Origin of the sequence: Bythopirellula sp., assembly GCF_041737835.1 — a bacterium.
GTDB lineage: Bacteria > Planctomycetota > Planctomycetia > Pirellulales > Lacipirellulaceae > Bythopirellula.
The window spans coordinates 251,807-274,206 of record NZ_JBGSQY010000072.1; the positions used below are offsets into that span (position 1 = coordinate 251,807).

Consider the following 22,400-nt stretch of genomic DNA (forward strand, 5'->3'; position numbering starts at 1 on the left):
ACACTCTTTTCGATTCGTAGAACTTTGGGCCTTTGACTTTTGCCTTAAATCAACTTCTTAGCATTCACCGACGGAATGTGAACCACCATGCAACGATATCGTGTTAATTACAAACTTCTCATCAGTGTATTCGTCGGCGTCGTTGTGCTTGGCGTCGGATTGTATTTCTTGCAGCAGTGGCAAGTGAGCCGCAAAGCAAGCTGGTTCCGCGACAGTGCCAAGGTCGCCTTAGAGGAAGGCAAGACGGCGGAAGCATTTGACATGCTGCTCAAATACGTCCAGCTGCGTAGAGACGAAGACGAGCCTCGTATCGAGCTGGCCAACATCGGCATCAAAATGCTCGACGATCCTAAAGTTCCCATTGAAACAAAATACAAAGCCTACGGCGTACTGGAAGAAACAGTGCGTCGAACGGGTGATCCAAAGTTGCGCCGCAAGTTCGTGGAATTAAATATCGCATCGCGTCCTCAAGACGCATTGATGCACCTCGAGGACTTGATTCACGACAACCCGGAAGACACGGAATTGCTGTCCATGCAACTTCAAGCCTTGTATCGAGTGAAGGGCCAAAAGCCCGCGCTTGAGGCAGGCTACAAATTGGTAGGGTATGACCAGGTCCAGGAAAAATTTGATGCCACGAAGGCACCCGCTAAGAATCGCCCAGAAGTCTACAGCATGCTGGCTGGCATGATCATGGAAGATAATCAGAACCTTGAACAGGCGCAAAAGTTCATCGAAGAGATGATCAAGCAAAATCCCGATTCTGCTGAGGCCTATCTGAACCAGGCCATTTATCTTCGCACTGCCAAAAAGCCTGACGAAGCCAAAGAATCGCTTGAAAAAGCCTTCGAACTCAATCCCGACAATATTGACGTTTTGCAGCAAAAGGGGTTAGTCGCGCTTGAGGATAAAGATTACGAGCTTGCAACTAAGATCTTTTCCGATGCTCTTAAGAAACATCCCGACCGTTTGGTTTTGTACGACATGCTTTCGCGCGTGCAAATTCAACAAGAATTACTCGATGAAGCACTTAAAACACTTGAGGAAGGTGAAAAGCAAGCTGGTGATGAGCGAGCTATGGTTTTTACTCGCAACAAGATCAACATTTATTTTCAAAAGGCTGATTTCCCTGCCGTTGAAAAAGAATTGGCAAAGCTGACGAAGTCCAACAATCCTTCTTTGACTCCCTACATTAATTTCTCCAAAGCCCGAATGGCTTGGCAGAAACAGCAATGGAGTGATGCCGCCCGTCAGCTGGAGGAAGTGCGTCCTTTGCTGATCGATTACCCCGTCGAGCAATCGATGGCAGGCGCTTTATTGGCCACCAGCTATGAGCGTCAAGGGAAACTCGACCTGGCACGTCAAACTTACATCAGTGTCTTGGAAAAGAATCCGAACTATGAAGCCGCGAAGCTAGGGCTGCAAGCGCTGGAAGATCGTCTAGGAATCTTTAAAGACGATGAAGCTCAAGATCTCGACAAATCAATCGATGAAATGTCGAAGCTACCCGAAGCATCCCAAGACTGGTCCAAGATCGACGCATTAGTTGAGCAAATCGTCAAAGAACGTGATTTCACCGAGGCGCGCGCGAAGTTGGTGCGAGCCAACGTAATGCTGAAGCGCAAAAAATATGAGGAAGCCAAGCAACTCATCCGTGACGCAGCTGCCCTCGAGCCCGATAATATTGGCATTAGCTTTGCGGCGATCTCGCTCTTGAGTATCGATCCCAATGCAGGCCCCGAAAAGGCGCTTGCACTGTTGGATAAAGTGGAACAGCGATCTGGCGATAGTCTGCGAATTCGCGCCACGCGAGCGCAATTATTGCGGGCTGCTCAACCCGATGACCTGGCCCAACAACTTGACGGCCTGGCGGAGGGCATTGAGAGCTGGACACCCGCGGAACAGGCAGAATTATACGCAACAATTTCGGCTCAATTCGAGGCACTGAAACAGCTGGATAAGGCCCACGACTATTTGCAGCGAACTATTAAATTGATGCCTGATAGTTTGCCGGCACGGGTGCGTTTATTTGAAATCGCCTTTCAGCAACACGACTCTGATAAGATGCGCGAGGCTGAAAAGTCAATTTTAGAACTTCAAAAAGATGAGAATGACGGCAATTATGTCCACTCCGTCGTGCGCCGCATGATGTGGGAATACACCCAACAGAAAGTCTTGAAGGAAGAACTCGCAGACGCACGCAAAAAGCTCGATGCCGTGCTCAAGCACCGTCCTCAGTGGGCTGAATTGCACATTCTCTACGGACAGTTGCTCTTGGTCTTGGAAGAGGACCAGGATCTCGCACTACAACATCTTGAAGACGCTTTAAAGTACGGGCCACCAAATGCGAATGCACTGGCTTTGCAGGTAAGACTGCTGGGCCAACGCGGCCAAATGGATGAGGCACGCAAGAAGCTTGATTTGATACCCGAACCAATGCGTATCCCGTTACTAGGTCGTTCGGAAGCCGAAGTTCTCTTGGTTACTGGCGATAAGGAAAAAGCCTTTGAGTCGGCCCAAAAAATTGCTGAACTCGAATCTGAGAACGCAACTTCTCAAGTTTGGTTTGCTCGCATCGCTAATGAAGTTGGCAACTACGCCGCGGCAACGGCAGCATTAGTCAAAGCCACGGAACTCCAGCCGACGGAGGCCGACGTCTGGATGCAGCTGCTGGCACTCAATGCTTCCCAAAAAGATTCAGCAGCCATCGAGGACACCTTACGACGGGCTCAACTTGCGATCGAAGGCGACTATTTGCCCCTCTTAACAGCCAAAAAGTTTGAATTGGTGGGGGACTGGCAAGCCGCTGAAAAATTGTATCTTGCCAATTTCGCGGATCGCATGGATGACCTAGCCATAGCCCAGCGCATGGCTGAGTTTTACCTACTCTGGGCTCAGCAGGGCAAACTGCCGGCAAGCAAAGCGGCGCCCTACATCAACACCATGCTTCGCCAAGCCAACGAAGGCAAAGTTGATCCCAATAATCCTTTTGTTGTCTGGGCGCGCGACAAGGCGGCTCGCCTGTTAACCTCGGGTGGAGATTACCAACAATCACTAAAGGCCCAAAAACTCTTAGGCAGCGAGGGTGACCTCAAAGAAATCCCGCTACAACAAAAGGCGTTGTTGGCGGAAATTTTGGCATCCCGTAACGAGCCACAAGCCCAGCTCAAGGCTATCGGATTGCTTTCTGATATGGATCGCGCGGGAACAATTACCAAACCGGGCGTGCTCTCGCTTGCTCGTTTGTTGAGCAAAAAGGGTGATTCGGAACGCAGCAATGAATTGCTAACCAACGCCATTCTCAAGTTTGGCGACGACGAACAAGTTCGCGCTACGTTCATCGACCTCCTCATTGAACGGGCCGAATTCAGTGCTGCCAATAAACAATTGGAAGACTTGAAGAAGTTCGATTCTAAAAGCCAAGCTTATATCTCTTTGAGCATCAAACTTGCTGCTGAGAGCGGCAACCAAGCAAAACTACAATCTTTGCTCAAAAGCTTACTGCCGCAGAACTTGACGGGTGCACTCGATCCCAAGCAGCTCGAAAGTATTCTGATGGTCGCCCGTCTTGCAACGGAACACGAGCAATACGATTTGGCGGCTCAGCTTTATCCGCTGTACGTTCAACGAACAAATCAAGGTGCACTTGAGTTCGCGCGATTCTTGGCCCTGCACGGTGACGCCACCAAATCCATGGAATTACTTAAGCAATTGTTCCCCAAGCAAATGGATGAAGTGTTACAAATTTGTGCCGAAATGTTACGTGAACGACGTCAAGAACTTGGCGACAAATTCGATCCAGAGGTTGATGCTTTGATGGCCGCGGCGTTGCGTGACGATCCGGAATCCGTCCGACGAATGCTGCTGGAGGCCGAAATTCTGGAAACTCAGGCCAAGTACGAAGAAAGCGTTGCCAAATATGAAAATGTTCTCAAACGAGACGACGTGCCTCGCATGATGTCGGCAGCCGCCAAAAACAACTTGGGCTTCTTGTTGACGCTGTTGAACCAGCGCACCGACGAAGCCGAGCAGTTGATCAACGAGGCCTTGGAAGTCTACGGTCCCGTGGACGACATTCTGGATACTCGAGCCGTGGTACGCATGGCACGCAAAGATTACGACGCCGCGGTTGAAGATATGTCGTTGGCCACTTCGCTGAGCAACGATCCCGTGAAATTTTATCACTTCGCCAAGGCGAACCTTCTGGCGGGCAACGATCAAGCTGCCCTCAAGGCTTGGGAGCGAGCACAAAAACTTGGCTTTACCAAGGAAAAGCTCCCCGTGCTCGAACGGCCAGATTTTGACCAAGTGAAGGGCGGCATCGAGGGACTGCGGACCCAAAATGCCAAGCTGTAAACGGGTAGAAACTGGTCGGTTTAACGAATATTGAAGGACAATCAGCGAGCCGGTGCGGCAAAAATTGTTGCCGACCGGCTCGCATCAAGTTTATGATGGCATGTTTTCAGGAGGAGAGGCTGATCCCAGGATGTGGATCGGACAACCCGTAGGGGTTGTCGTGACCCTTTAACGATCACTTGAATGCATTCCTGGGGAGCTTCATCGATGAAATCGCTCGTTCAAGCAAGTAATGCCGCGTTGCGGCATCTCGGCTTTTTTGCCGTCACTTTCGCCAGCCTCACCGCCGGCAGCGTTTTGCAGGCTCAAGATACAACTGAAATCACTGCCTTGTATGGGCGGGGGGTTCATGCTTTCTTCGCAGGCTCCACTCAGGAAGCCGAAGAAATTTTTGCTCAGTGTATTGCTGCCGGCTCGACCGATCCACGGGTGTATTACTTCCGCGGTATTGCCCTGTTGCGCGAAGGGCGTCAACACGAAGCCGAAGAAGATTTGCGAATCGGAGCGATGTATGAAGCCCGCGATCCGGGTCGGCGTTATGCTATTGGCAACGCGCTCCAACGGATTCAAGGGCCCGACCGGCTCACCCTCGAAAACATTCGCCGCCAGGCACGCGTTGACAAAATCCAATTAAATCGTTCCCAATCGCAACAGCGTTACGAGCAACTTCGCTCCCGAGAAGGCGATGTCTTGTATCGCAGCCAGCCAGTGCCTCTGGAACAATTGGTCGAGCCCTCCGTGGACTTTCATGGTACGCCAAACGCGACAGCTCAACCGGAAAATATGGAACCTGCAGTTGTAACTCCGCCGCCAGCTACCACTGAGCCCGCGCCCACAGTAACTCCGCCGGCCCCGACGAATGAACCGGCCACACAAGACGATCTGTTCGGCGAACCTGCCACTGAGGCAGCGCCTCCCGTGCAAACCCCGGCCGTTGTGACTCCCGCAGAAACAACGCCGCCTGTGGCCCAACCTACAACCGACCCGGCTCCTGCCGCGGAAGACGATCTGTTTGGCTCGGAGTCGGCTGACGATGCTGCTCCTCCGACCTCTACACCTGAACCAGCGCCGTCTGCGGAAGATGATGTATTTGGAACTCCCGCCCCGGCTTCTGATCCCGGTCCGGCCGTTGTTGAAGAAACGCCTGCTGACACTGCCCCAGCCGAAGAGGACCCATTCGGAGCAAGCGAAGCGGCTCCCGCTGAAGTAGCACCCGCCGTAACCGCACCTGTGGAATCGGCTCCTGCTGCTGAAGACGATCCCTTTGGCGCATCCGAGGGAACACCTGCCGAAGAGGCTCCAGCCACAACCGAAAAAGCGACAACCGCAGAGGAAGACCCGTTCGGCAGCGAGGAAAGTGCCGCCGCAGAAACTGCCACCGAGGAAGTTGCCCCTGCCGAGGAAGCGACGGATGACTCTGATCCGTTTGGCAGTACAGAATCTACGGAAACTGAATCGACGGAAACCGTGCCCGCTGACACGGAAGAACCCACCGATGCGGCCGATGATCCTGACAATCAAGATCCGTTCAGCGAAGAGCCAGCTGAAGCCGAAGACGACCAAGCCGCCGAAGAATCTGTCGAGGAAGAAGAAACCAACGCGACCGAAAGCGATGAGCCTGAAGACGAGTCGTCTCCTGAAGACGAAGATCCGTTCGGTGGATTTTAGTGATGTGACGACAAGGAGCGACACGACGTGGACGCGGGATTGGAAGAGCGCGAGGGCACAAATTTGTTTTCACGATCACTGCATCTGATACTTCACAGCTTACTGCTGGGAACAGTTTTTCTTGCGGCGGGATGCGACGGACCGGAAATGCCGGCACCGCCACCTCGCGAATCAACCAATCCGGCCGAAGATGACTTTGTCTGGATCATCGAGCGGATGGAGCACGCGCTTAAGATGTTCCAACCCCCCAGCAATCTGGGATTAACAATCAAGCGTGATCTAAAATATAAGGTGATCCCTCCCTCTGACCAGCAACCCAATTACACTGCTGAAATCATAGTCACGACCAAGTCGATCTATGATCATGGCATGATCCCTTCAACGCGCGAACGTGAACAGGCCAAGAAGGCGACCGAGAAAAGCAATTTGAAGTTGGATGATCCCTATGAATTGCCAAGCGATGATAAATTGGCTGACTTAGGCATCGATGTGCCTCCCGTGGAGCAAACCAATCGTGAGGTACCCGCCCCTGTAATCCCCGCGCAGCGTGCCGTTGAGAAACGGGAGTATCTGCTGCAATATGCCAATAATCAGTGGCAGTTACAAACGGAAGTTGTGGATGAAATCGAGCGAATGTGGTTCGATTACGCTCTCCAGACGGGGGACTTTGGCCCCGATCAGAAGTAGATCAAGTTCCGTTTTTGCTAATGCGTTCGAGGTTGCCCTTGCGAAACGCATCGGCCATCGCCATCGGAACTTCCGCCTGGGCCAAGATCACCGAAGCGCGATTCTCGACCACCCTGGCCTTCATTTCCTGCTCACGGGCAATCGCATCGGCACGGCGTTGCTCGGCCAAGGCTTGAGCCTTTCGTGTGTCAGCTTCAGCTTGATCGGCTTGCAATCGAGCGCCAATGTTTTCGCCCACGTCGATGTCGGCGATATCAATCGACACAATTTCAAACGCCGTGTGAGCATCCAACCCGCGCTTGAGTACGGCCTTGGAAATGCGGTCGGGATTCTCCATCACCGTAAGATGATCGGCTGACGATCCTATCGAGGTGATGATACCTTCGCCAACGCGCGCGACTATGGTGTCCTCGGTGGCTCCGCCGATGAGTTGCGCGAGATTCGTGCGAACTGTCACACGAGCGCGAATTTTGAGTTCCACGCCGTTCTTCGCCACGGCACTCAAAAACGCGCGATCTGACTTTTCAGGGTTGGGGCAATCAATCACTTTGGGATTCACGCTCGTACGGACGGCATCAAGCACGTCGCGGCCAGCGAGATCGATCGCGGCGGCTTTGTCGAAATCCAAATCGATGTCGGCCCGTTGGGCGGCGATAATCGCATTGATCACGCGCGGCACGTCGCCACCAGCCAGATAGTGTGCTTCCAAACGCCGAGTCGTGATGCCCGTGGTGGGGTCAGTTCCCACACCGGCTTGCATGGCCATGATTTTGCCTTCGACAATCACGCGCGAATTGACTTGTCGTAGTCCCATGCCGATGAGGCTGAATATGCTCACCCGGGCATTGGACATGTAGGCTTGCAGCCAAATTTTGAAATACTTGGCCGCCATCACAAACAGCACCAACAAGAGAAACAGGGCAACACCAATCGCTGCCATGATGAGCATTTGCTGTGTCGTCATAGGTACATCTCGGAGCATATTCGTGGGTCTGGGTTGCTAGCGGGCACTTGCAGCATAATACCGTACTTTCAGTGCGGCTGAAAGCAGAGTCTGCCGCCGGGAACCCGGCGAGAACTTGCCGGATCGAAATGAATCGCGTTCAATGGGAAGCACGTGAAGGTGATTTTCTAACCCACACAGGAGTTTCGTGATGAAGTCTTTCGCTGCTCATGCCCTTGTTTTGCTCGCTTTGTCTCTCGGCGCACAACCTGCCGTCCATGCTGCCGACAGTTACGTTGTCGACCCCTCGCACACTTCGGTGATCTTCGGCATCAGCCATCTTGGTTTTAGCTATACCTACGGACGCTTCAACAAAGTCTCGGGGAGCTACGTCCTCGACGAAGCCAATCCGGCCGCAAGCAGCTTTGATTTCACCATCGAAACGGCCAGCGTCGACACCGGTGATGCCAAGCGCGACGAACATTTGCGCAAGCCCGATTTCTTCAACGCCAATGAGTTTCCTCAAATCACGTTTAAAAGCACCGAAGTGAAGAGCGAAAAGAACGACAAAGGGGAAACCATATTTCAAGTCACGGGCGATCTGACGATGCACGGAGTCACGCGCAAAGTGACGTTGCCGCTGCGACTTCTGAAGGTCGGCCCCGGGATGGATGGCAAACAACGCTCTGGCTTTATCGCTGAAACACGTTTGTTGCGTAGCGAGTTCGGTATGACCAACATGGTACCCCACATCGGCGACGATGTGGCCGTGACGATCAGTTTCGAGGGTGGAGTCCAATAGATCTGAAAGATGATCAGGCTCACTGACATATTGCTGGGTGGCATCCTGCCAGGAATTTTGGCGGTTGCCGCGCTGGCACTGGTTTGGAAACTCACAAAGAACGCCGCGAGCAGTTGGCGGACCGCGGCCGTTCTGAGTTTAGTCGCTGGATTGTGGGCTCTCGATGCGCAAGGAGTCGGCCTATCAACGGCGATCTCCAAAAGCTTGCGCATCACCGAGGCCAGGGACTTTCTGCCGTTGATGGTGATCCTGGCCGTGGTGCCCGACGCCGTGGCCACTTTAGGAAAGAACGGCAGCATCGCGGGTTGGGTCTTGAGAATCGCGCTCTGCGGATTCTTGCCATGGCGCATGCTCAACGGCACGAAGTATTTACCTAAAAACGGGCCGCTGCTCTGGTCCACAGGCGAAATGATCGCGTGGCTTGGTGGGACGGCGTTGGCCATTTTCGCGACATGGTCGTTGGTGCGCGCTGAAAGCACTGAGAAACCCAAACTGCGCTCGGTGTTGGCGGCGATCGTCGCCCTGTGTGGCGCGATCACGATCGCCATGTCGGGATCGATCACTTACGCACAATTGATGGGAGTGCTGACCGCGACACTCACTGGTTGTGCGCTTGGTACATGGCTTCTGAAAGTAGGCCGAGGTCCCGATGCCGCCGCGGGTCCGCTGGTGGTTTCGTTCGGTGGCATTTTGGTGCTTGCGCATTTCATTGCCGAAGTGAAATTGCTGTACGTTGTGCTGCTCCTTGTGGGATATGCCGTCGGAGCGGGTTGGTTTTTTCCGGGCAAAAAGTGGAGCACTCCGGTGCGCTGCGCGGTGTGTTTGTTGGCGATTAGTGCGGCCGTGGTGATGGCTGGGCTGGACTTCGCCGCGGCGCAAGCAGTAGCGGCGAATAATCCGTATATGAGTTTGTGAGAATTTAAACCGTGGGCTGCCGCCCTCGGCTAGGAAACGGAAATTAGCTACTTCACGAATCGATCCAGCCGCCGCCGAGGGTGCGGTCGCCGTCGTAACAAACGACAGCTTGTCCCGGCGCAACGCCGTGTTGTGGCTCGTCGAATTCTACCGAGAACTGTCGTCCCGGAAGTAGTTTCACGCTCGCGCCGACCGGTCGCGTGTTGTAACGAATCTGGACCTGGCAATGTCGCGGCACATCCTCGGCGGGGACCAACCAATTCGCTGCCGACGCACTGAGTGATGCTTGCGCGAGTTCATCGCGATCCCCCAACACCACCCGGCGGGTGTGGGGTTCGATTCGCACCACGAATTTTGGTTCGCCCAATGCAATACCAAGTCCCTTGCGCTGACCAACGGTGAAACCTTCGATCCCCGGATGTGTGCCGACTACCGTGCCATCGGTCGTGACGAACTCGCCCGCCGTATCAACATCATCCCGCTGGCCACGAACGAAATCCGAATAGTGACCCTGCGTAACAAAACAGATTTCCTGGCTATCTTTCTTCTCGGCGACATTGAAACCCAACTCGCCGGCGATGCGGCGAATCTCGGGTTTTTCAAAATCGCCAACCGGTAGCAGCATGCGGCTCAAATATTTCTTGTCGATGCCAAAGAGCACATAGGATTGATCCTTCGCCGCGTCGCGGCCCCGCAAGAGTGCTGGTACACCGCTAAAAGTTTGTTCCAATCGTGCGTAATGTCCTGTGGCCACGAACTCGGCGCTCACGCTGTCGGCGTAATCGAACAGCTTGCCGAACTTGATCCAGTTGTTGCACTGCACGCACGGATTGGGCGTGCGGCCCGCCGTGTATTCGTCGACGAAGTAGTCGATGATGCGGGTAAACTCTTCTTCGAGATTCAAAGCGTAGAACGGAATTCCCAAGCGATCTGCCACCCGACGGGCGTCCGCGGCATCGGCGGCGGTGCAACAGCCTTGCTTGTGGTCGAGGCGGTTGATGATGGGAAGGGCACTTAAGCAATCCCCACCGCCTGCTGAAGCAGGCTCGCCGCAAGCGACGGGGGATTGATGCCCGTGGCGCATGAAGACGCCGATCACCTCGTGGCCCTCTTGGATCAACAAGTGGGCCGCGACGCTCGAATCGACTCCCCCGGACATGGCTAATACGACACGCGACATAATTTGAGTTTATGCCGGTCGCAGAGCGTGGGCTACCGCCCTTGGCCAGGAATTGCTTATAATGCCACGTTCCCACATTGTTTCATATTCATATCGACGGAGTCCCACCGATGGCACTGGAAAAGGAATGGTACGATCGCACCGAAGCGATCCGCACTGCAATTCTCCAGCTGCGGGACTCTCTTTGACGTTGCTGGCAAAGCTCACCGGCTGATCGATATCGACGCCGAAATGTCGGCCCCCGGTTTCTGGGACGACCAAGAAAAAGCGCAAGCCACGCTCATGGAGCGCAAGTCGCTCGATTCGATCGTGAAGCCGCTCAACGAAACTCTGCTGTCATGCAATGATCTGAAGGCCATGCTGGAAATGGCCGAAGAGGATGAATCCTTCGCGGCCGAAGTTCCCGGTGAAGTCGTTCGCCTCGAAGGAATCATCGAAGACCTCAAACTCAAAGCACTTTTGAGCGGTACGCATGATGCGGCGGGGGCGATCATGACGATCAACGCCCGTGACGGTGGGACCGATGCCAACGACTGGGCCGAGATGCTGCTACGAATGTATACCCAGTGGGCCTCGAAGAATGGCTACAGCGTGGAACTCGTTGACCGCCAGGATAACGAAGAAGCAGGCATCAATAACGCCACGATCACGATCCGCGGGCCAATGGCCTACGGTTACCTGCGCGGCGAAACAGGCATGCATCGGCTTGTGCGGATCAGCCCGTTCAATAGCGAAGGCAAACGGCAGACCAGCTTTGCGGCCGTTGATGTCTCGCCAGAAGTTGCTGACTCGGTAGCGATCGAGATCGATCCCGAGGATGTTCGCGAAGATACCTTCCGAGCGAGCGGGGCAGGGGGACAGCACGTTAACAAAACTTCGAGCGCGATCCGTCTGACGCACATTCCAACCAACATCGTTGTTCAGTGTCAAAACGAACGGAGCCAACATAAGAACCGCGCGACCGCGTGGAAAATGTTGCGGGCGCGGATGGCACGGATCGAAGAAGAAAAACGCGAAGCCGAAGAAGCGATCAAATATCAGCAGCAGGCCAAGACGGGCTTTGGCTCGCAGATTCGTAACTATTTCTTACACCCTGATCAACGGGTGAAAGACGCCCGCACGAAGTTCCAAATGGGGAACTTTCACGCGGTGCTCGACGGCGATATCCAAGGATTTCTGGACTCGGTCCTCCGCTGGCGTGCCGGCCAACCGATCGAAGATGAGGATGACGAGTAGTGGCCGCATCCAGTAAAACGACTTTAGAAGCGCGCGGCCCAGCGGCACACATTTGCGTTGAATTCGAAAAAGTTGGTGATTATTTCTCGCACGGAATTTGGTTGTTGGTCGGCAACGAACGCATCCCTGTGTTCCAATCCTGCGAGAATCCAAATCAGCTTCATCTCCCTTGCTTCACGGAACTTCATCAGCAAGGCAAGAATATCTTTTTGACGGGTGCCAATGGACCTTGCCATTGGTCGATGAGTGTGGAAGTGGGCGATGCCACGTCGCGGGGACCGGGCGATTTGCCTGACAACGAGAAATTCCGGTTCAATACGCGGTATGGTCTCAATGCGCCTCATCTCAATCCCAACATCCCGGCGTTTCAATTTTTGTTCTTTGATATTGCCTGCCGTCTCAAAGAGGATGTCGTGGGATTGGCCACGGTCTACACAAAATCGGAAGTCGTCGAATATTTTGGTGATAATCTGAGTAAGCCAAGCCAGACGTGCCAAGTGCGATGGCAAGATCATCAAGCGGTTTCCTTCGGCGCGAATGCCGACCGCGAGGTCCTGAGATTTGATCCCGATCCCAAGTGCTTGCTCGTGTGCGAGCCAGCACACCAACTCAAAATATCAACGTCCCAGAGCGGTGACAAAAAGTATCCCGCCACCGTGCAATGGAGTTACGGCATCTGGGCTTGAGGGAAAAAAATCGCGAGACTCGCGCCCGTAGCTCAACATCAAGGCGATCAATCTTGCTGGGGTGGTTCCTCACCCTCTTTCCAAGTCTTGCCCGTCGCGTGGTCGATGTAGGAGGGCTGCTCGGCTTGCTTACCTTCTGGCGACACGACCTCGCGGACCCAAATGTTGCGATAGCGCACGGGGTTGCCGTGATCTTGCAGCGAGATCGGCATCTTATCGTCGTGCTTTTCGTAACCCGCCGGTTGATGCCAATGTGTCTTGCCCTTCAATTCAAAATTACTCAGCACGAGCACGCCGTTTTGGAAGACTGTGACGCGGGCGGGGGACTTCAACGAACCATCTTCGTTAAATCGAGGTGCCGTCCAGGCCACGTCATAAACATTCCATTGCCCCGGCGGACGCATCGCATTCACGAGCGGGGGGGTCTGCTTGTAAATCGAGCCCGCCTGACCTTCGGGATAGGTTTTGTTTTCGTAAGAATCCAGCACCTGAAGTTCGTAGCTATCCATTAAGAAAATGCCGCTGTTGCCGCGGCCTTGGCTTTCGCCTTGGGCGGGCACAGGGGCGGACCATTCGATGTGGAGCTGCATGTCGCCGAATTTTTGCTTGGTTTTGATCCCCCCTTCGCCGATGACCGCCTCGCCATCTTCGACTTTCCACTTGTCGGCCCCTTCCCAGGCCGAGAGATCTTTGCCGTCGAACAAAATGATTGCATCCGATGGCGGAGCCGCGGAATTTTCGCCGGGGGTCACTACCGGGGGCTCAGGCCATTGGATGCCGGGGAGGTATTCGACGCTTTGAGCGTGCAACACGCTCGCTGCGAACAGGGCCAGACAGGGCAAAACGTAGCGAAATCGAGAACGGTGCATCTTGAACGGTGCCTCGAAAAGAACTTGGAAAGACAGGAGTTTTCGCCGCCCCAACGTGCGGCCTGCACGATTATCAACAACGAATCGACCGTTCGCAAGGAAAAGCCGCCGACTCCATTGCCAGGGGCGCCGATTTTGGGGACAATTTGCGGTTCTGTCCGGTTTCCGCCGAGGTTTTGTGATTTAGGAGTGCGCAGCAGCGATGGTCTTTCCGAACATTGAAAAGATCAAACAGGATTACACCGACAAATACGTGGTGGTCGACCCGCAACGGCCCGAACTTGCACGGTTTGCCGACGTGGTGGGTCAGGTGAAGACCGTCAACATGAGCGGCCGCGCGCTTGTTGAGTTTCTTGACTATCACCTGAACATTGGGTGGTACGACATCGAGCTCGAATTCTTGAAGGTGGTCGACAAACCACTGCCCAAAGCCAAGGAAGAGAAGAAGCCAGCGCCGAAGGCGGAAGCGAAGCCTGCGGAGGCCAAGGCGGCACCTGCTAAAGCAGCTGCCCCCGCGGGCAAACCTTCAACCGCGGATATCCTTGCAAAGCTCAAGGGGGGTGCAGGGGCTGCTCCCGCGGCACCTGCCGCGAAGAAGGAAGCACCTGCTACACCGCCCGCTGCTGCACCGGCTGCTCCGGCAGGCTCGCCTGGCAAAGTGGATCGGGCGAAGATGTCGGTGGCTGACATGATCGCGGCTGCCAAGGGTGGCGCGGCCGCAGCACCTGCTGCGAAGAGTGAACCGGCACCGAAGGTAGAACCCGCACCCGCTGCCAAGGCCCCAGCTGCTGAAGCGGCCTCGCCAGCGAAAGCTGAGGGTGGCATCGTGAAGATCGACAAGTCGGGGATGAGCATCGACGCGATGGTGGCCTACTGCCGCGAAAAGGATGCGGCGTAGGACCGGCGATCAAGTCTGATTCCAGGTCCTTACCGCACTTCCAACATCCGCTCTAGCGCCACGAGCGACCAGTGCGCGATCTCGGGATCGACTTCGATCGTGTTGACGGGCGTTCCCGCGGCGAGATTCTCTAAGGTCCAACACAAGTGCGCTAAATCGATGCGATACATCGTCGCGCACATGCAGACCACGGGCGACAGGAAGTGAATCTCTTGCTCTGGGTGTTGCTCTTTGAGTCGATTAACCAAATGCAATTCGGTGCCGATGGCCCACTTCGTTCCCGGCGGGGCGGCTTCGACTGTTTTGATGATCTTGCTCGTTGAACCCGAAACATCGGCGAGTTCGAACACTTCACGCGGACATTCCGGATGCACCAAAATCTGGATGCCCGGATGCTTTTCGCGAAGCATGTTCACGTGCTCAGGACGAAACATTTGGTGCACGCTGCAATGGCCTTTCCACAACAACACCTTGCTCGCGCGCAAGGCTTCGGGCGTGTTGCCGCCAAGTTCCTCGGCATGCGGATCCCATACCGGCATTTGATCGAGCGTGATCCCCATGCCGATGGCCGTGTTGCGGCCGAGATGCTGATCAGGAAAGAACATCACACGACTGGTTCGAGCAAAGGCCCAATCGAGCGCGGCCTTGGCATTGCTCGACGTACAGACGATGCCACCATACCGACCGACGAACGCCTTGAGGCTTGCCGCCGAGTTGATGTAAGTGACCGGCGTGATGTCGTTTGTATCGAGCACATCGCCGAGTTGTTCCCAGGCATCTTCGATCTGGTGAATCCCGGCCATGTCGGCCATCGAACAACCGGCAGCAAGATCGGGCAAAATCACACGAATTCGCTCGCCGCCACGTTCAGCCAACTTCTCGGGGCGGTTGCCCAGGATGTCCGCCGTCTCGGCCATGAAATGGACGCCGCAAAAGGCGATGAACCGACACTCGCGGCTGTCCGCAGCCATTTGGCTCAACTGATAGCTATCACCGGTCAGGTCGGCGAGCGCGATGACTTCATCCTGCTGATAGTGGTGGCCCAAAATCAGCAATTTCGGCCCTAGCTCGTCGCGGACGGCTTGGATGCGTTGCTGCAACTCTTCATTCGAGAGCGATTTGTAGGGCTGCAGATCGAAATGGGGGGCTTCCAGCAGGGTTGCCATGGGCTCGCTTACAGGGGGGACAGGGATGCCAGCACGAAAAAACCATTATAGAAGAGCGAGACAGGGAAAGACAGGTAAGCTCGTTTGCCAGCAATTTGCGACCTTGCAGACTGGGCAAAGTTTGCCGTGCGGGCGGTCCGATAATGGTGATAACTGCTACGGATGCGCTGCGGGCTAAAAACCGTGGCATGGGGATTCAATGACTTTATGAGTAACACGGCGACAGAAAACCCTGAAGACGCGACTGCTGAAGTCACGGGTGCTGCCTCTGATGCAGCCGCCGGAACCGGCCTTCCAGCGATGGTGCGCGCCCGTAGTTTTTCGGAACTCCCGAGCTATACGCGCAGCCTGTTGAAAATCAACGTGCCCGTCCGGGTCGTGCTGGCGGTGAAAAAGGAAAGCGTGCAGGACGTGGTGGAGCTCGCCCCCGGCACGATTATCAAATTCAGCAAGTCTTGCGATGAGAAGTTGCACCTGTTCGTGGGTGATCAACAAGTGGCTGAAGGGGAAGCCGTGAAAGTCGGCGACAAGTTTGGCTTCCGCGTCACGCAGATGACGCTCCCCGAGGAACACTTTCTTAAATTGCGGCCGAACCAAGCTGGTTAATGGATCGTCCCTGCGATGCGCTGCATCGCGGCTAATGTCTCTCAAAACAAAAAGAACCTGCCCCGAGCCCGAAAGCCCGAGGCAGGTCCTCAGAGGGGGATTCAACTTTTTCGCAGTTGCTTAGCGAACGAAGCTGGCGCTCACAACCTTGCGGGGCTGGGCAATCCGAGCACTCGGATCGGCAGCAGGAGCGGGAGGAATTGGAGCAGCTTCTTCTTGCTCAGCCGAAGCTTCGGCAGGAGCAGGAGCAGCAGCTTCCTTCTTTTCCATCTTGGCACCACCGGTGCAAGAATCACAGCATCCGCCGTCGCAGCAGTCGCTGCCGCATTTGTCGCAGCAGTTGTCACCGCAACCACCATTGCCACAGCAAGGGTCGGCACAACCACAACCTGGGTCTTCACAACCACAGCCTGGGTCACAGCAATCATCGCATCCGCAACCTGGGTCACAGCAGCCCTTCTTGCAACCGAACAAGCGGTCCAAGAGGCAGGCTTTCTTGCAGCAGCAACCTTTGTTGCAGCCACTGTCACAGCATCCGCTGTCACAAGCGTTGTCGCCGCAGCAAGGATCGGCACAACCACAACCTGGGTCTTCACAACCGCAGCCTGGGTCACAGCAATCATCGCATCCGCAACCTGGATCACAGCAGCCCTTGCCACACTTGCGGCTGAACATGCGATCTAGCAGGCAAGCTTTCTTGCAGCAGCAGCTCGACTTGCCACACGAATCGCAGCAACCGTTGTCGCCGGCACAGGCATCGTCACCGCAGCAAGGATCGGCACAACCACAACCTGGGTCTTCACAACCACAGCCTGGGTCGCAGCAATCATCGCATCCGCAACCTGGATCACAGCAGTGACCCTTACGTTGGAACAAGCGGTGCAACAAGCATTCACGCTTGCAGCAGCCCTTGCTCTTGCCACAGCATCCGCTGTCGCAGCAGCCTTTGTCGGCACCGCAACAAGCATCATCGCCGCAGCAAGGATCGGCACAACCACATCCTGGATCGCTGCAACCACATCCTGGATCACAACAACCACACGACTTTTCGCAACAGCTCTGTGAATCACAGGCATCGCATCCGCAGCCACATCCCAGCATGGCGTCGAGCAGGCCGTAGCCGAAGCTTTGGCTAGCCAAACAAACGCTGAAGACGAGCGCTCCTAACATGTTCCATTTCATCGAATGACATCTCCTATTCGTAGGGGACGTGCGCAAAACTACCTGACGTAGTCCGGTGCTGAGATCGCCACACCCTCCCTGGGTTGGTCGTTGCGACGCTGGCGTGGGCGTGAGCCCGTGTGCGGTTTGGTAGGCGGGAGTGTGCAGGGACCCTGCTGGGTCGGAGGCGGGTCAAGGTGGGTCTAACGGGTGTCCCCACGGTCAGGCGTCAACATCAGTCGAGCCAATCCATGACTCGAAATAAAACAGACCGGTGTAGACGCTTCCAACTATGGTGAGTCGCAAACTCAACTGTTCATGTTTTGCTTGCGACATCAACACGTATCGGCGACGCGTGTTGAAACGCTTGAGTTCACGGAAGTAATTTTCACGAACTGAGTTAGAACAACTGTTAGGCAAACTTTGCCGTCCAGGAAGACCTAAACTCAGGTAGCGATTCTCCGTACAGCGATTAGCCGCAATCCACGCCTTGGAACTTTCTGTGATTGTGTTATCTTGGCGTAATTCACCGGGGAAATCGTAATTCTGACCGCCGGCGGCGGACGGGATTACGAAAAAGACACTTAATCGCCCAGGTGCAACTTTTCGGCAGAGGGAACACAATCGTTAAACTCACCGTAGTAGCATCTGATCGAGCCCCGGGCACGATCTTCGAATTCCTGGCCTCCCTACGACTCCCTCCTTTCCTACGATTGCCCATTAGCAATCCGTCCTTGGCAAACTGTAACGCCTGGGCGATTGTTGACGCCCACATTTACGATCTAGCAATTCAACGCGTGAGATCTGTTATGAATCTGCTTCGCTGGCCCCTGGGCCCACTTCCTTGGCTTTCTTTCTTGGGCTGCTTATTGCTGACGGTTTCCTACGCCAACGCCGCCGATCCGTTGGATTGGCCCATGTGGCGCGGTCCGCAGCAAAATAATAGCTCCACCGAGCAAGGGCTCGTTGATTCGTGGAACCCCGAAGGGGGCGAGGGGAGCAATCTCATTTGGAAGAACGAAGAATTGGGCAGCCGCTCGACCCCCATCGTGATGAACGGCAAGCTCTATACGCTTACCCGCGATAATCCCGGCAGCGAAGTCGAACGGGAAAAGGTCGTTTGCGTCGATGCCGAGACCGGCAAGAAAATTTGGGAACACAGTTTTAATGTGTATCTTTGCGAAGTCCCCGACACACGAGTCGGTTGGTCGTCGGTCGTGGGCGATCCCGAAACGGGTCGCGTCTATGCTCAAAGCGTGTCGGGCTACTTCTGTTGCTTGGAAGGGGATACTGGCGAGCTGGTCTGGGATCGCAGCTTGCAAGAAGAACTGGGATTAATCAACACTTACGGCGGCCGTACCAACTTTCCGCTCGTGTTTGAAGATCAAGTGATCACCAGCGCGGTGATTGTTGGTTGGGGAGATGAACCAAAGTACGGACGGCTCGCCGTGCCGGCCCATCGGTTCCTCGGCATGGACAAAGCCACCGGCGAAATTCGTTGGCTCAGCGGCACGGGGCTCGCTCCGTACGACACGACCTACAGCACCCCCTCGATCCGTGTCATCAACGGCCAGCAAGTGATGGTCTTTGCCTCAGGCGATGGCGAAATCTGGGCCATGCAACCCCGCACCGGCAAACCGCTCTGGCATTTCCCCTTCTCGCGGATGGGGATTAGCGTGTCGCCAACGGTCGACGAAAAAGGCCGCGTCTATGTTTCACACAGCGAAGAAAACACGTTCGGCAATACGATGGGCTCAGTTGTCTGTCTCGACGGTTCGATGAGCGGCGATCTGACGGGCAAAGAAATTTGGCGGCAATTTGAAGTCATGGCTGGCAAAAGCTCACCGCTGATCGTGGACGACCGACTGTATGTGGTCGATGACCGTGCCAAGTTATACATCTTTGACGCTAACTCAGGCGAGCAAGTTGGCTACGAACGGCTCGGAGCGGCCTCGCGTAGCACGCCACTTTATGCCGACGGCAAAATTTATTATTCCGACAACAGCGGCCGGTTTTACATACTCAAACCGACTGAAGACGGAGTGGAAGTTCTCCAAAAGCTACGGCTGGATGACGTCGATGTGGATGGCTCACCTATTGTTTCGCATGGGCGGATTTATCTGCCAACTTCGGGAGCGCTCTATTGCATTGGTGATCCGAACGCCAAAACGACTTCGACCCCCGCCCCCGAGTGGCCTAAGGAAAAGCCAGTCTCCGAAGATCAAAAGCCGGCACAGGTGCAGGTCGTGCCGTACGATGTGATCTTGGCCCCGGGTAAAACGCAAGACTACAAGGTGCGGCTGTTCAATTCGCTCGGCCAATTTTTGAAAGAAGTTCCCGCGAGCGAAGTCGAGTTCAGCGTCGATGGCGCTGGAACCACAAGCGCCGACGGAAAATTCACGGCACCCCAAGAAAACGAACATCAGGTGGCTCTCGTGAACTGTAAAGTCGGCGATCTCACGGGGACGGCTCGGGTACGCGTCGTGCCGCCGCTGCCTTGGGAGTTCGATTTTGCGGAAGGGGAAGTGCCCCTCACCTGGATCGGCGGGCGGATTCGCTATGTAATCAACGAAAAAGATGGCGAACGCTTCATCACCAAGAAGAATCTGTTACCCACGCCCAAGAATCCCAACAACAAATTGGGCACCCGCAGCCAAATGATGATGGGTCCCATTGATCTGTCGGACTATACAATTCAGGCAGATTTCGTGTTGGATGAATTGGATGATCGGTTGCCAGACTTCGGCGTGATTAACAGCACCTACACATTGTCTGTTCGGCCCATGAGCAAGCAGCTGCGAGTTTACAGCTGGAGTCCGCATGATCATCGCACGTTTGCCGCGGTTGAATTCGAGCCGGAATCCCACAAGTGGTACACCATGAAACTGCGCGTCGAGCCGGGCAAGGACGACGTGAAAGTGCTCGGCAAGCTCTGGCCGCGTGGCGAAGAGGAACCTAAGGAATGGACCGTCGAAATGGTTGATAAGTCGCCGAACTTGCAGGGGAGTCCCGGCTTGTTCGGCAAGACCGAAACGGCGGAATTGTCTGTTGATAACATCAAAGTCTTTGCCAACGAGTAAGGATTTGTCATGAAAAATGTTTGGAAGTTTTGTGCATTAGCCCTTGTGATGGGTTTAGGCGTCGGCGTTGCGCTCGATGCCGTGGGCGACGTGGCCACGCCACCCGCCAGTGAACCCAACAAGGAATGGAATCAATGGGGCGGCACGCCCGAACGCAATAATGTGCCCGTTGGCAAAGATATTGTCACCGAGTGGAACGTCGGCAAATTCGACTACCGCACCGGAGAATGGGATCCGGCCAAGGCCAAGAACATCAAATGGGTCGCCAGGCTCGGTTCGCAAACCTATGGCAATCCCGTTGTGGCGGATGGCAAAGTCTTCGTCGGCACGAATAACTCCGGCGGTTGGATCGAACGCTATCCGTCTGATGTCGATTTAGGCTGCTTGGTGGCGTTTGATATTAAAGACGGCAAATTCCTCTGGCAACATAGTAGCGAAAAGCTTCCCACAGGCCGCGTGCATGATTGGCCGCTGCAAGGTATTTGCAGTAGCGCCTACGTCGAAGGAGACCGGCTGTATTACGTCACCAGTCGGGGAGAAGTCGCTTGTCTCGATACTGAAGGTTTTCACGATGGTGAAAACGACGGCGAAGTCACCAACGAAGAAGAGATCATCAAAAAATCGGGCAAACCCTACGACATGGACAAAGAAGCCGACGTCGTATGGAGCTTCGACATGATGAAGGAGATGAGCGTCTCGCAGCACAACATGGCAAGCTGTTCGATCACCGGCGTGGGAGATTTGCTGTTCATCAACACGTCGAACGGCGTAGACGTGGAACACAACTATATCCCGGCCCCCGATGCTCCTAGCTTCTTCGTCATGGATAAGAACACTCGCAAGATTTTGTGGACCGACGATTCGCCGGGACTCAACATTCTGCACGGCCAATGGTCTTCGCCGACTTATGGTGTGTTCGACGGACAACCCCAAGTGATTTTCGCGGGTGGTGATGGCTGGGTTTACAGCTTCGATCCCCAAGGTGAAAACGGCAAAGCGAAACTGCTCTGGAGGTTCGATGCCAATCCCAAGGAATCGCACTACAGCCTGAACCGCGCGACGCGCAATCACATCATCGCCACGCCCGTAATTTACGATGGACTGGTTTACGTCGGCGTGGGTGAGGACCCTGAGCATGGCGAAGGGGTGGGGCACCTGTGGTGCATCGATCCCACAAAACGCGGCGACGTGAGCGCGGAACTCGCCTTCAACAAAGCCGATCCTGAGAAAACCATCCCCCATAAGCGACTCCAAGCCGTGGTGCCCGAGGAAGGGGATTTCACGCGGCCCAATCCGAATTCCGCCGTGGTCTGGCATTTCAGTGAAGTCGACCGCGACGGCAACAACAAAGTCGATTTTGAAGAAACGATGCACCGCACGGTCGGCACCGTGGCAATTCGCGATGGGATTCTCTACATCGCCGATTTCAGCGGTCTGTTCCATTGCCTCGACGCCAAGACAGGCAAGCCGCATTGGTCCTACGATATGCTTGCCGCGGCTTGGGGTTCGCCTTTGATCGTCGAAGACAAAGTCTACATCGGCGATGAAGATGGAGAAGTCGCCGTGTTCCGTCACTCGGACGATCCCGAAGTGGCGATGGAAGATGGCGAGCCGTTTTACGGTACGCAAGACATGGGCAACAGCGTGTACAGTACGCCGATCGTGGCCGACAACGTGTTGTATGTCTGCAATCGCACGCATTTGTTTGCGATAACTCCCGACGGAAAATAGTGGCCGGAGTGAATGAGATGAGCAAACGCGTGTTGGACGTGGGAAACTGCGGACCTGATTTCAGTTCGATTTCGCGGTTCCTGACCAAGAATTTCGATTGCACGGTTGACCAAGCGCATGGCCCCGATGATACGCTGCAAAAATTGCGCGGCGGAGATTACGCGCTCGTGCTGATCAATCGCAAGTTGGATCAGGACTATTCAGATGGCAGCGAAATCCTGAAACAGATCAAAGCCGACCCGGCGATTCAGCAAACACCTGTGATGCTAATCACCAATTATGCTGATCATCAGGACGCTGCAGTGGAATTGGGCGCGGAACGAGGCTTTGGGAAGCTTGAGTTTGGTGATGCCGCGACGGTGGAGAAACTTGGAAAGTTTCTGCGCTAAGCCGCGAGCGGCCACGGAAACTCAAAC

18 protein-coding genes are annotated in these 22,400 nt (G+C 54.9%); 12 read left to right on the forward strand and 6 right to left on the reverse strand.

Translation table 11 applies throughout. The features are described from left to right. Nucleotides 1-87: 87 nt before the first annotated feature. The 3 genes from AC6T8Q_RS20370 to AC6T8Q_RS20380 all read left to right on the forward strand — a co-directional run bounded on the left by AC6T8Q_RS20370 (nt 88) and on the right by AC6T8Q_RS20380 (nt 6,711). Nucleotides 88-4,356 carry a tetratricopeptide repeat protein gene (locus AC6T8Q_RS20370; protein ID WP_500680832.1) on the forward strand — a complete coding sequence of 1,423 codons (4,269 nt, stop codon included), beginning with the start codon at nt 88-90 and terminating at the stop codon, nt 4,354-4,356. Nucleotides 4,357-4,563: 207 nt separating this feature from the next. Next, nucleotides 4,564-6,024, forward strand: a complete 1,461-nt coding sequence (locus AC6T8Q_RS20375) for a tetratricopeptide repeat protein (protein WP_500680833.1) — start codon at nt 4,564-4,566, stop codon at nt 6,022-6,024. Nucleotides 6,025-6,051: 27 nt separating this feature from the next. Further along, nucleotides 6,052-6,711, forward strand: a complete 660-nt coding sequence (locus AC6T8Q_RS20380; RefSeq protein ID WP_500680834.1) for a hypothetical protein — start codon at nt 6,052-6,054, stop codon at nt 6,709-6,711. Nucleotide 6,712: 1 nt separating this feature from the next. On the opposite strand, the gene floA is transcribed toward AC6T8Q_RS20380, so the two are convergent. Beyond that, nucleotides 6,713-7,675, reverse strand: a complete 963-nt coding sequence (floA, locus tag AC6T8Q_RS20385) for a flotillin-like protein FloA (protein ID WP_500680835.1) — start codon at nt 7,673-7,675, stop codon at nt 6,713-6,715. 190 nt (nt 7,676-7,865) lie between these two features. Here floA and AC6T8Q_RS20390 point away from each other — a divergent pair, with 190 nt between their 5' ends. Next, nucleotides 7,866-8,456, forward strand: a complete 591-nt coding sequence (locus tag AC6T8Q_RS20390) for a YceI family protein (protein WP_500680836.1) — start codon at nt 7,866-7,868, stop codon at nt 8,454-8,456. Between the two features lie 9 nt (nt 8,457-8,465). Beyond that, entirely contained in the window at nt 8,466-9,371 is a 906-nt protein-coding gene (locus tag AC6T8Q_RS20395; protein ID WP_500680837.1) for a hypothetical protein, read from the forward strand. Between the two features lie 52 nt (nt 9,372-9,423). Here the strand turns inward: AC6T8Q_RS20395 and mnmA are convergent, their stop codons facing one another. Then, nucleotides 9,424-10,551: a tRNA 2-thiouridine(34) synthase MnmA gene (gene mnmA / locus AC6T8Q_RS20400; protein ID WP_500680838.1), complete on the reverse strand. Its 1,128-nt coding sequence runs from the start codon at nt 10,549-10,551 to the stop codon at nt 9,424-9,426. A gap of 116 nt (nt 10,552-10,667) precedes the next feature. On the opposite strand from mnmA, the gene prfB reads away from it, so the two are divergent. Continuing rightward, nucleotides 10,668-11,787 (forward strand): peptide chain release factor 2 gene (prfB, locus tag AC6T8Q_RS20405; RefSeq protein WP_500681016.1). Its coding sequence is split into 2 segments (ribosomal slippage): nt 10,668-10,736 and nt 10,738-11,787, totalling 1,119 coding nucleotides; the frame shifts between segments, so codons are not numbered across the junction. Further along, entirely contained in the window at nt 11,787-12,473 is a 687-nt protein-coding gene (locus tag AC6T8Q_RS20410) for a hypothetical protein (protein WP_500680839.1), read from the forward strand. The genes prfB and AC6T8Q_RS20410 overlap by 1 nt, the downstream gene beginning before the upstream one ends. Before the next feature lie 47 nt (nt 12,474-12,520). Here AC6T8Q_RS20410 and AC6T8Q_RS20415 read toward each other — a convergent pair whose 3' ends face one another. Beyond that, on the reverse strand, nt 12,521-13,342 hold the full coding sequence (locus AC6T8Q_RS20415; RefSeq protein ID WP_500680840.1) for a 3-keto-disaccharide hydrolase: 822 nt from the start codon (nt 13,340-13,342) through the stop codon (nt 12,521-12,523). A 202-nt stretch (nt 13,343-13,544) separates the two neighbouring features. Here AC6T8Q_RS20415 and AC6T8Q_RS20420 point away from each other — a divergent pair, with 202 nt between their 5' ends. Then, on the forward strand, nt 13,545-14,240 hold the full coding sequence (locus AC6T8Q_RS20420) for a hypothetical protein (RefSeq protein WP_500680841.1): 696 nt from the start codon (nt 13,545-13,547) through the stop codon (nt 14,238-14,240). A 29-nt stretch (nt 14,241-14,269) separates the two neighbouring features. On the opposite strand, the gene nadA is transcribed toward AC6T8Q_RS20420, so the two are convergent. Further along, a complete protein-coding gene (gene nadA / locus AC6T8Q_RS20425; RefSeq protein WP_500680842.1) occupies nt 14,270-15,406 on the reverse strand; it encodes a quinolinate synthase NadA in 1,137 nt (378 codons plus the stop codon). 207 nt (nt 15,407-15,613) lie between these two features. Here nadA and AC6T8Q_RS20430 point away from each other — a divergent pair, with 207 nt between their 5' ends. Beyond that, the gene (locus AC6T8Q_RS20430) at nt 15,614-16,012 is read left to right on the forward strand and encodes a FliM/FliN family flagellar motor C-terminal domain-containing protein (protein WP_500680843.1); all 399 of its coding nucleotides are present in this window, start codon (nt 15,614-15,616) and stop codon (nt 16,010-16,012) included. A gap of 140 nt (nt 16,013-16,152) precedes the next feature. On the opposite strand, the gene AC6T8Q_RS20435 is transcribed toward AC6T8Q_RS20430, so the two are convergent. After that, nucleotides 16,153-16,635 (reverse strand): hypothetical protein, encoded by a 483-nt coding sequence (locus AC6T8Q_RS20435; protein WP_500680844.1) that lies wholly within the window; start codon nt 16,633-16,635, stop codon nt 16,153-16,155. A 57-nt stretch (nt 16,636-16,692) separates the two neighbouring features. Next, nucleotides 16,693-17,082, reverse strand: a complete 390-nt coding sequence (locus AC6T8Q_RS20440) for a hypothetical protein (RefSeq protein ID WP_500680845.1) — start codon at nt 17,080-17,082, stop codon at nt 16,693-16,695. 900 nt (nt 17,083-17,982) lie between these two features. Here AC6T8Q_RS20440 and AC6T8Q_RS20445 point away from each other — a divergent pair. Genes AC6T8Q_RS20445 through AC6T8Q_RS20455 form a run of 3 tightly spaced genes read left to right on the forward strand, consistent with a single transcriptional unit; the run spans nt 17,983 to nt 22,373 of the window. Next, nucleotides 17,983-20,253: an outer membrane protein assembly factor BamB family protein gene (locus AC6T8Q_RS20445; RefSeq protein ID WP_500680846.1), complete on the forward strand. Its 2,271-nt coding sequence runs from the start codon at nt 17,983-17,985 to the stop codon at nt 20,251-20,253. Nucleotides 20,254-20,301: 48 nt separating this feature from the next. After that, nucleotides 20,302-21,984, forward strand: a complete 1,683-nt coding sequence (locus AC6T8Q_RS20450; protein WP_500681017.1) for an outer membrane protein assembly factor BamB family protein — start codon at nt 20,302-20,304, stop codon at nt 21,982-21,984. A 17-nt stretch (nt 21,985-22,001) separates the two neighbouring features. Then, the gene (locus AC6T8Q_RS20455) at nt 22,002-22,373 is read left to right on the forward strand and encodes a response regulator (protein ID WP_496920452.1); all 372 of its coding nucleotides are present in this window, start codon (nt 22,002-22,004) and stop codon (nt 22,371-22,373) included. Nucleotides 22,374-22,400: the final 27 nt, after the last annotated feature.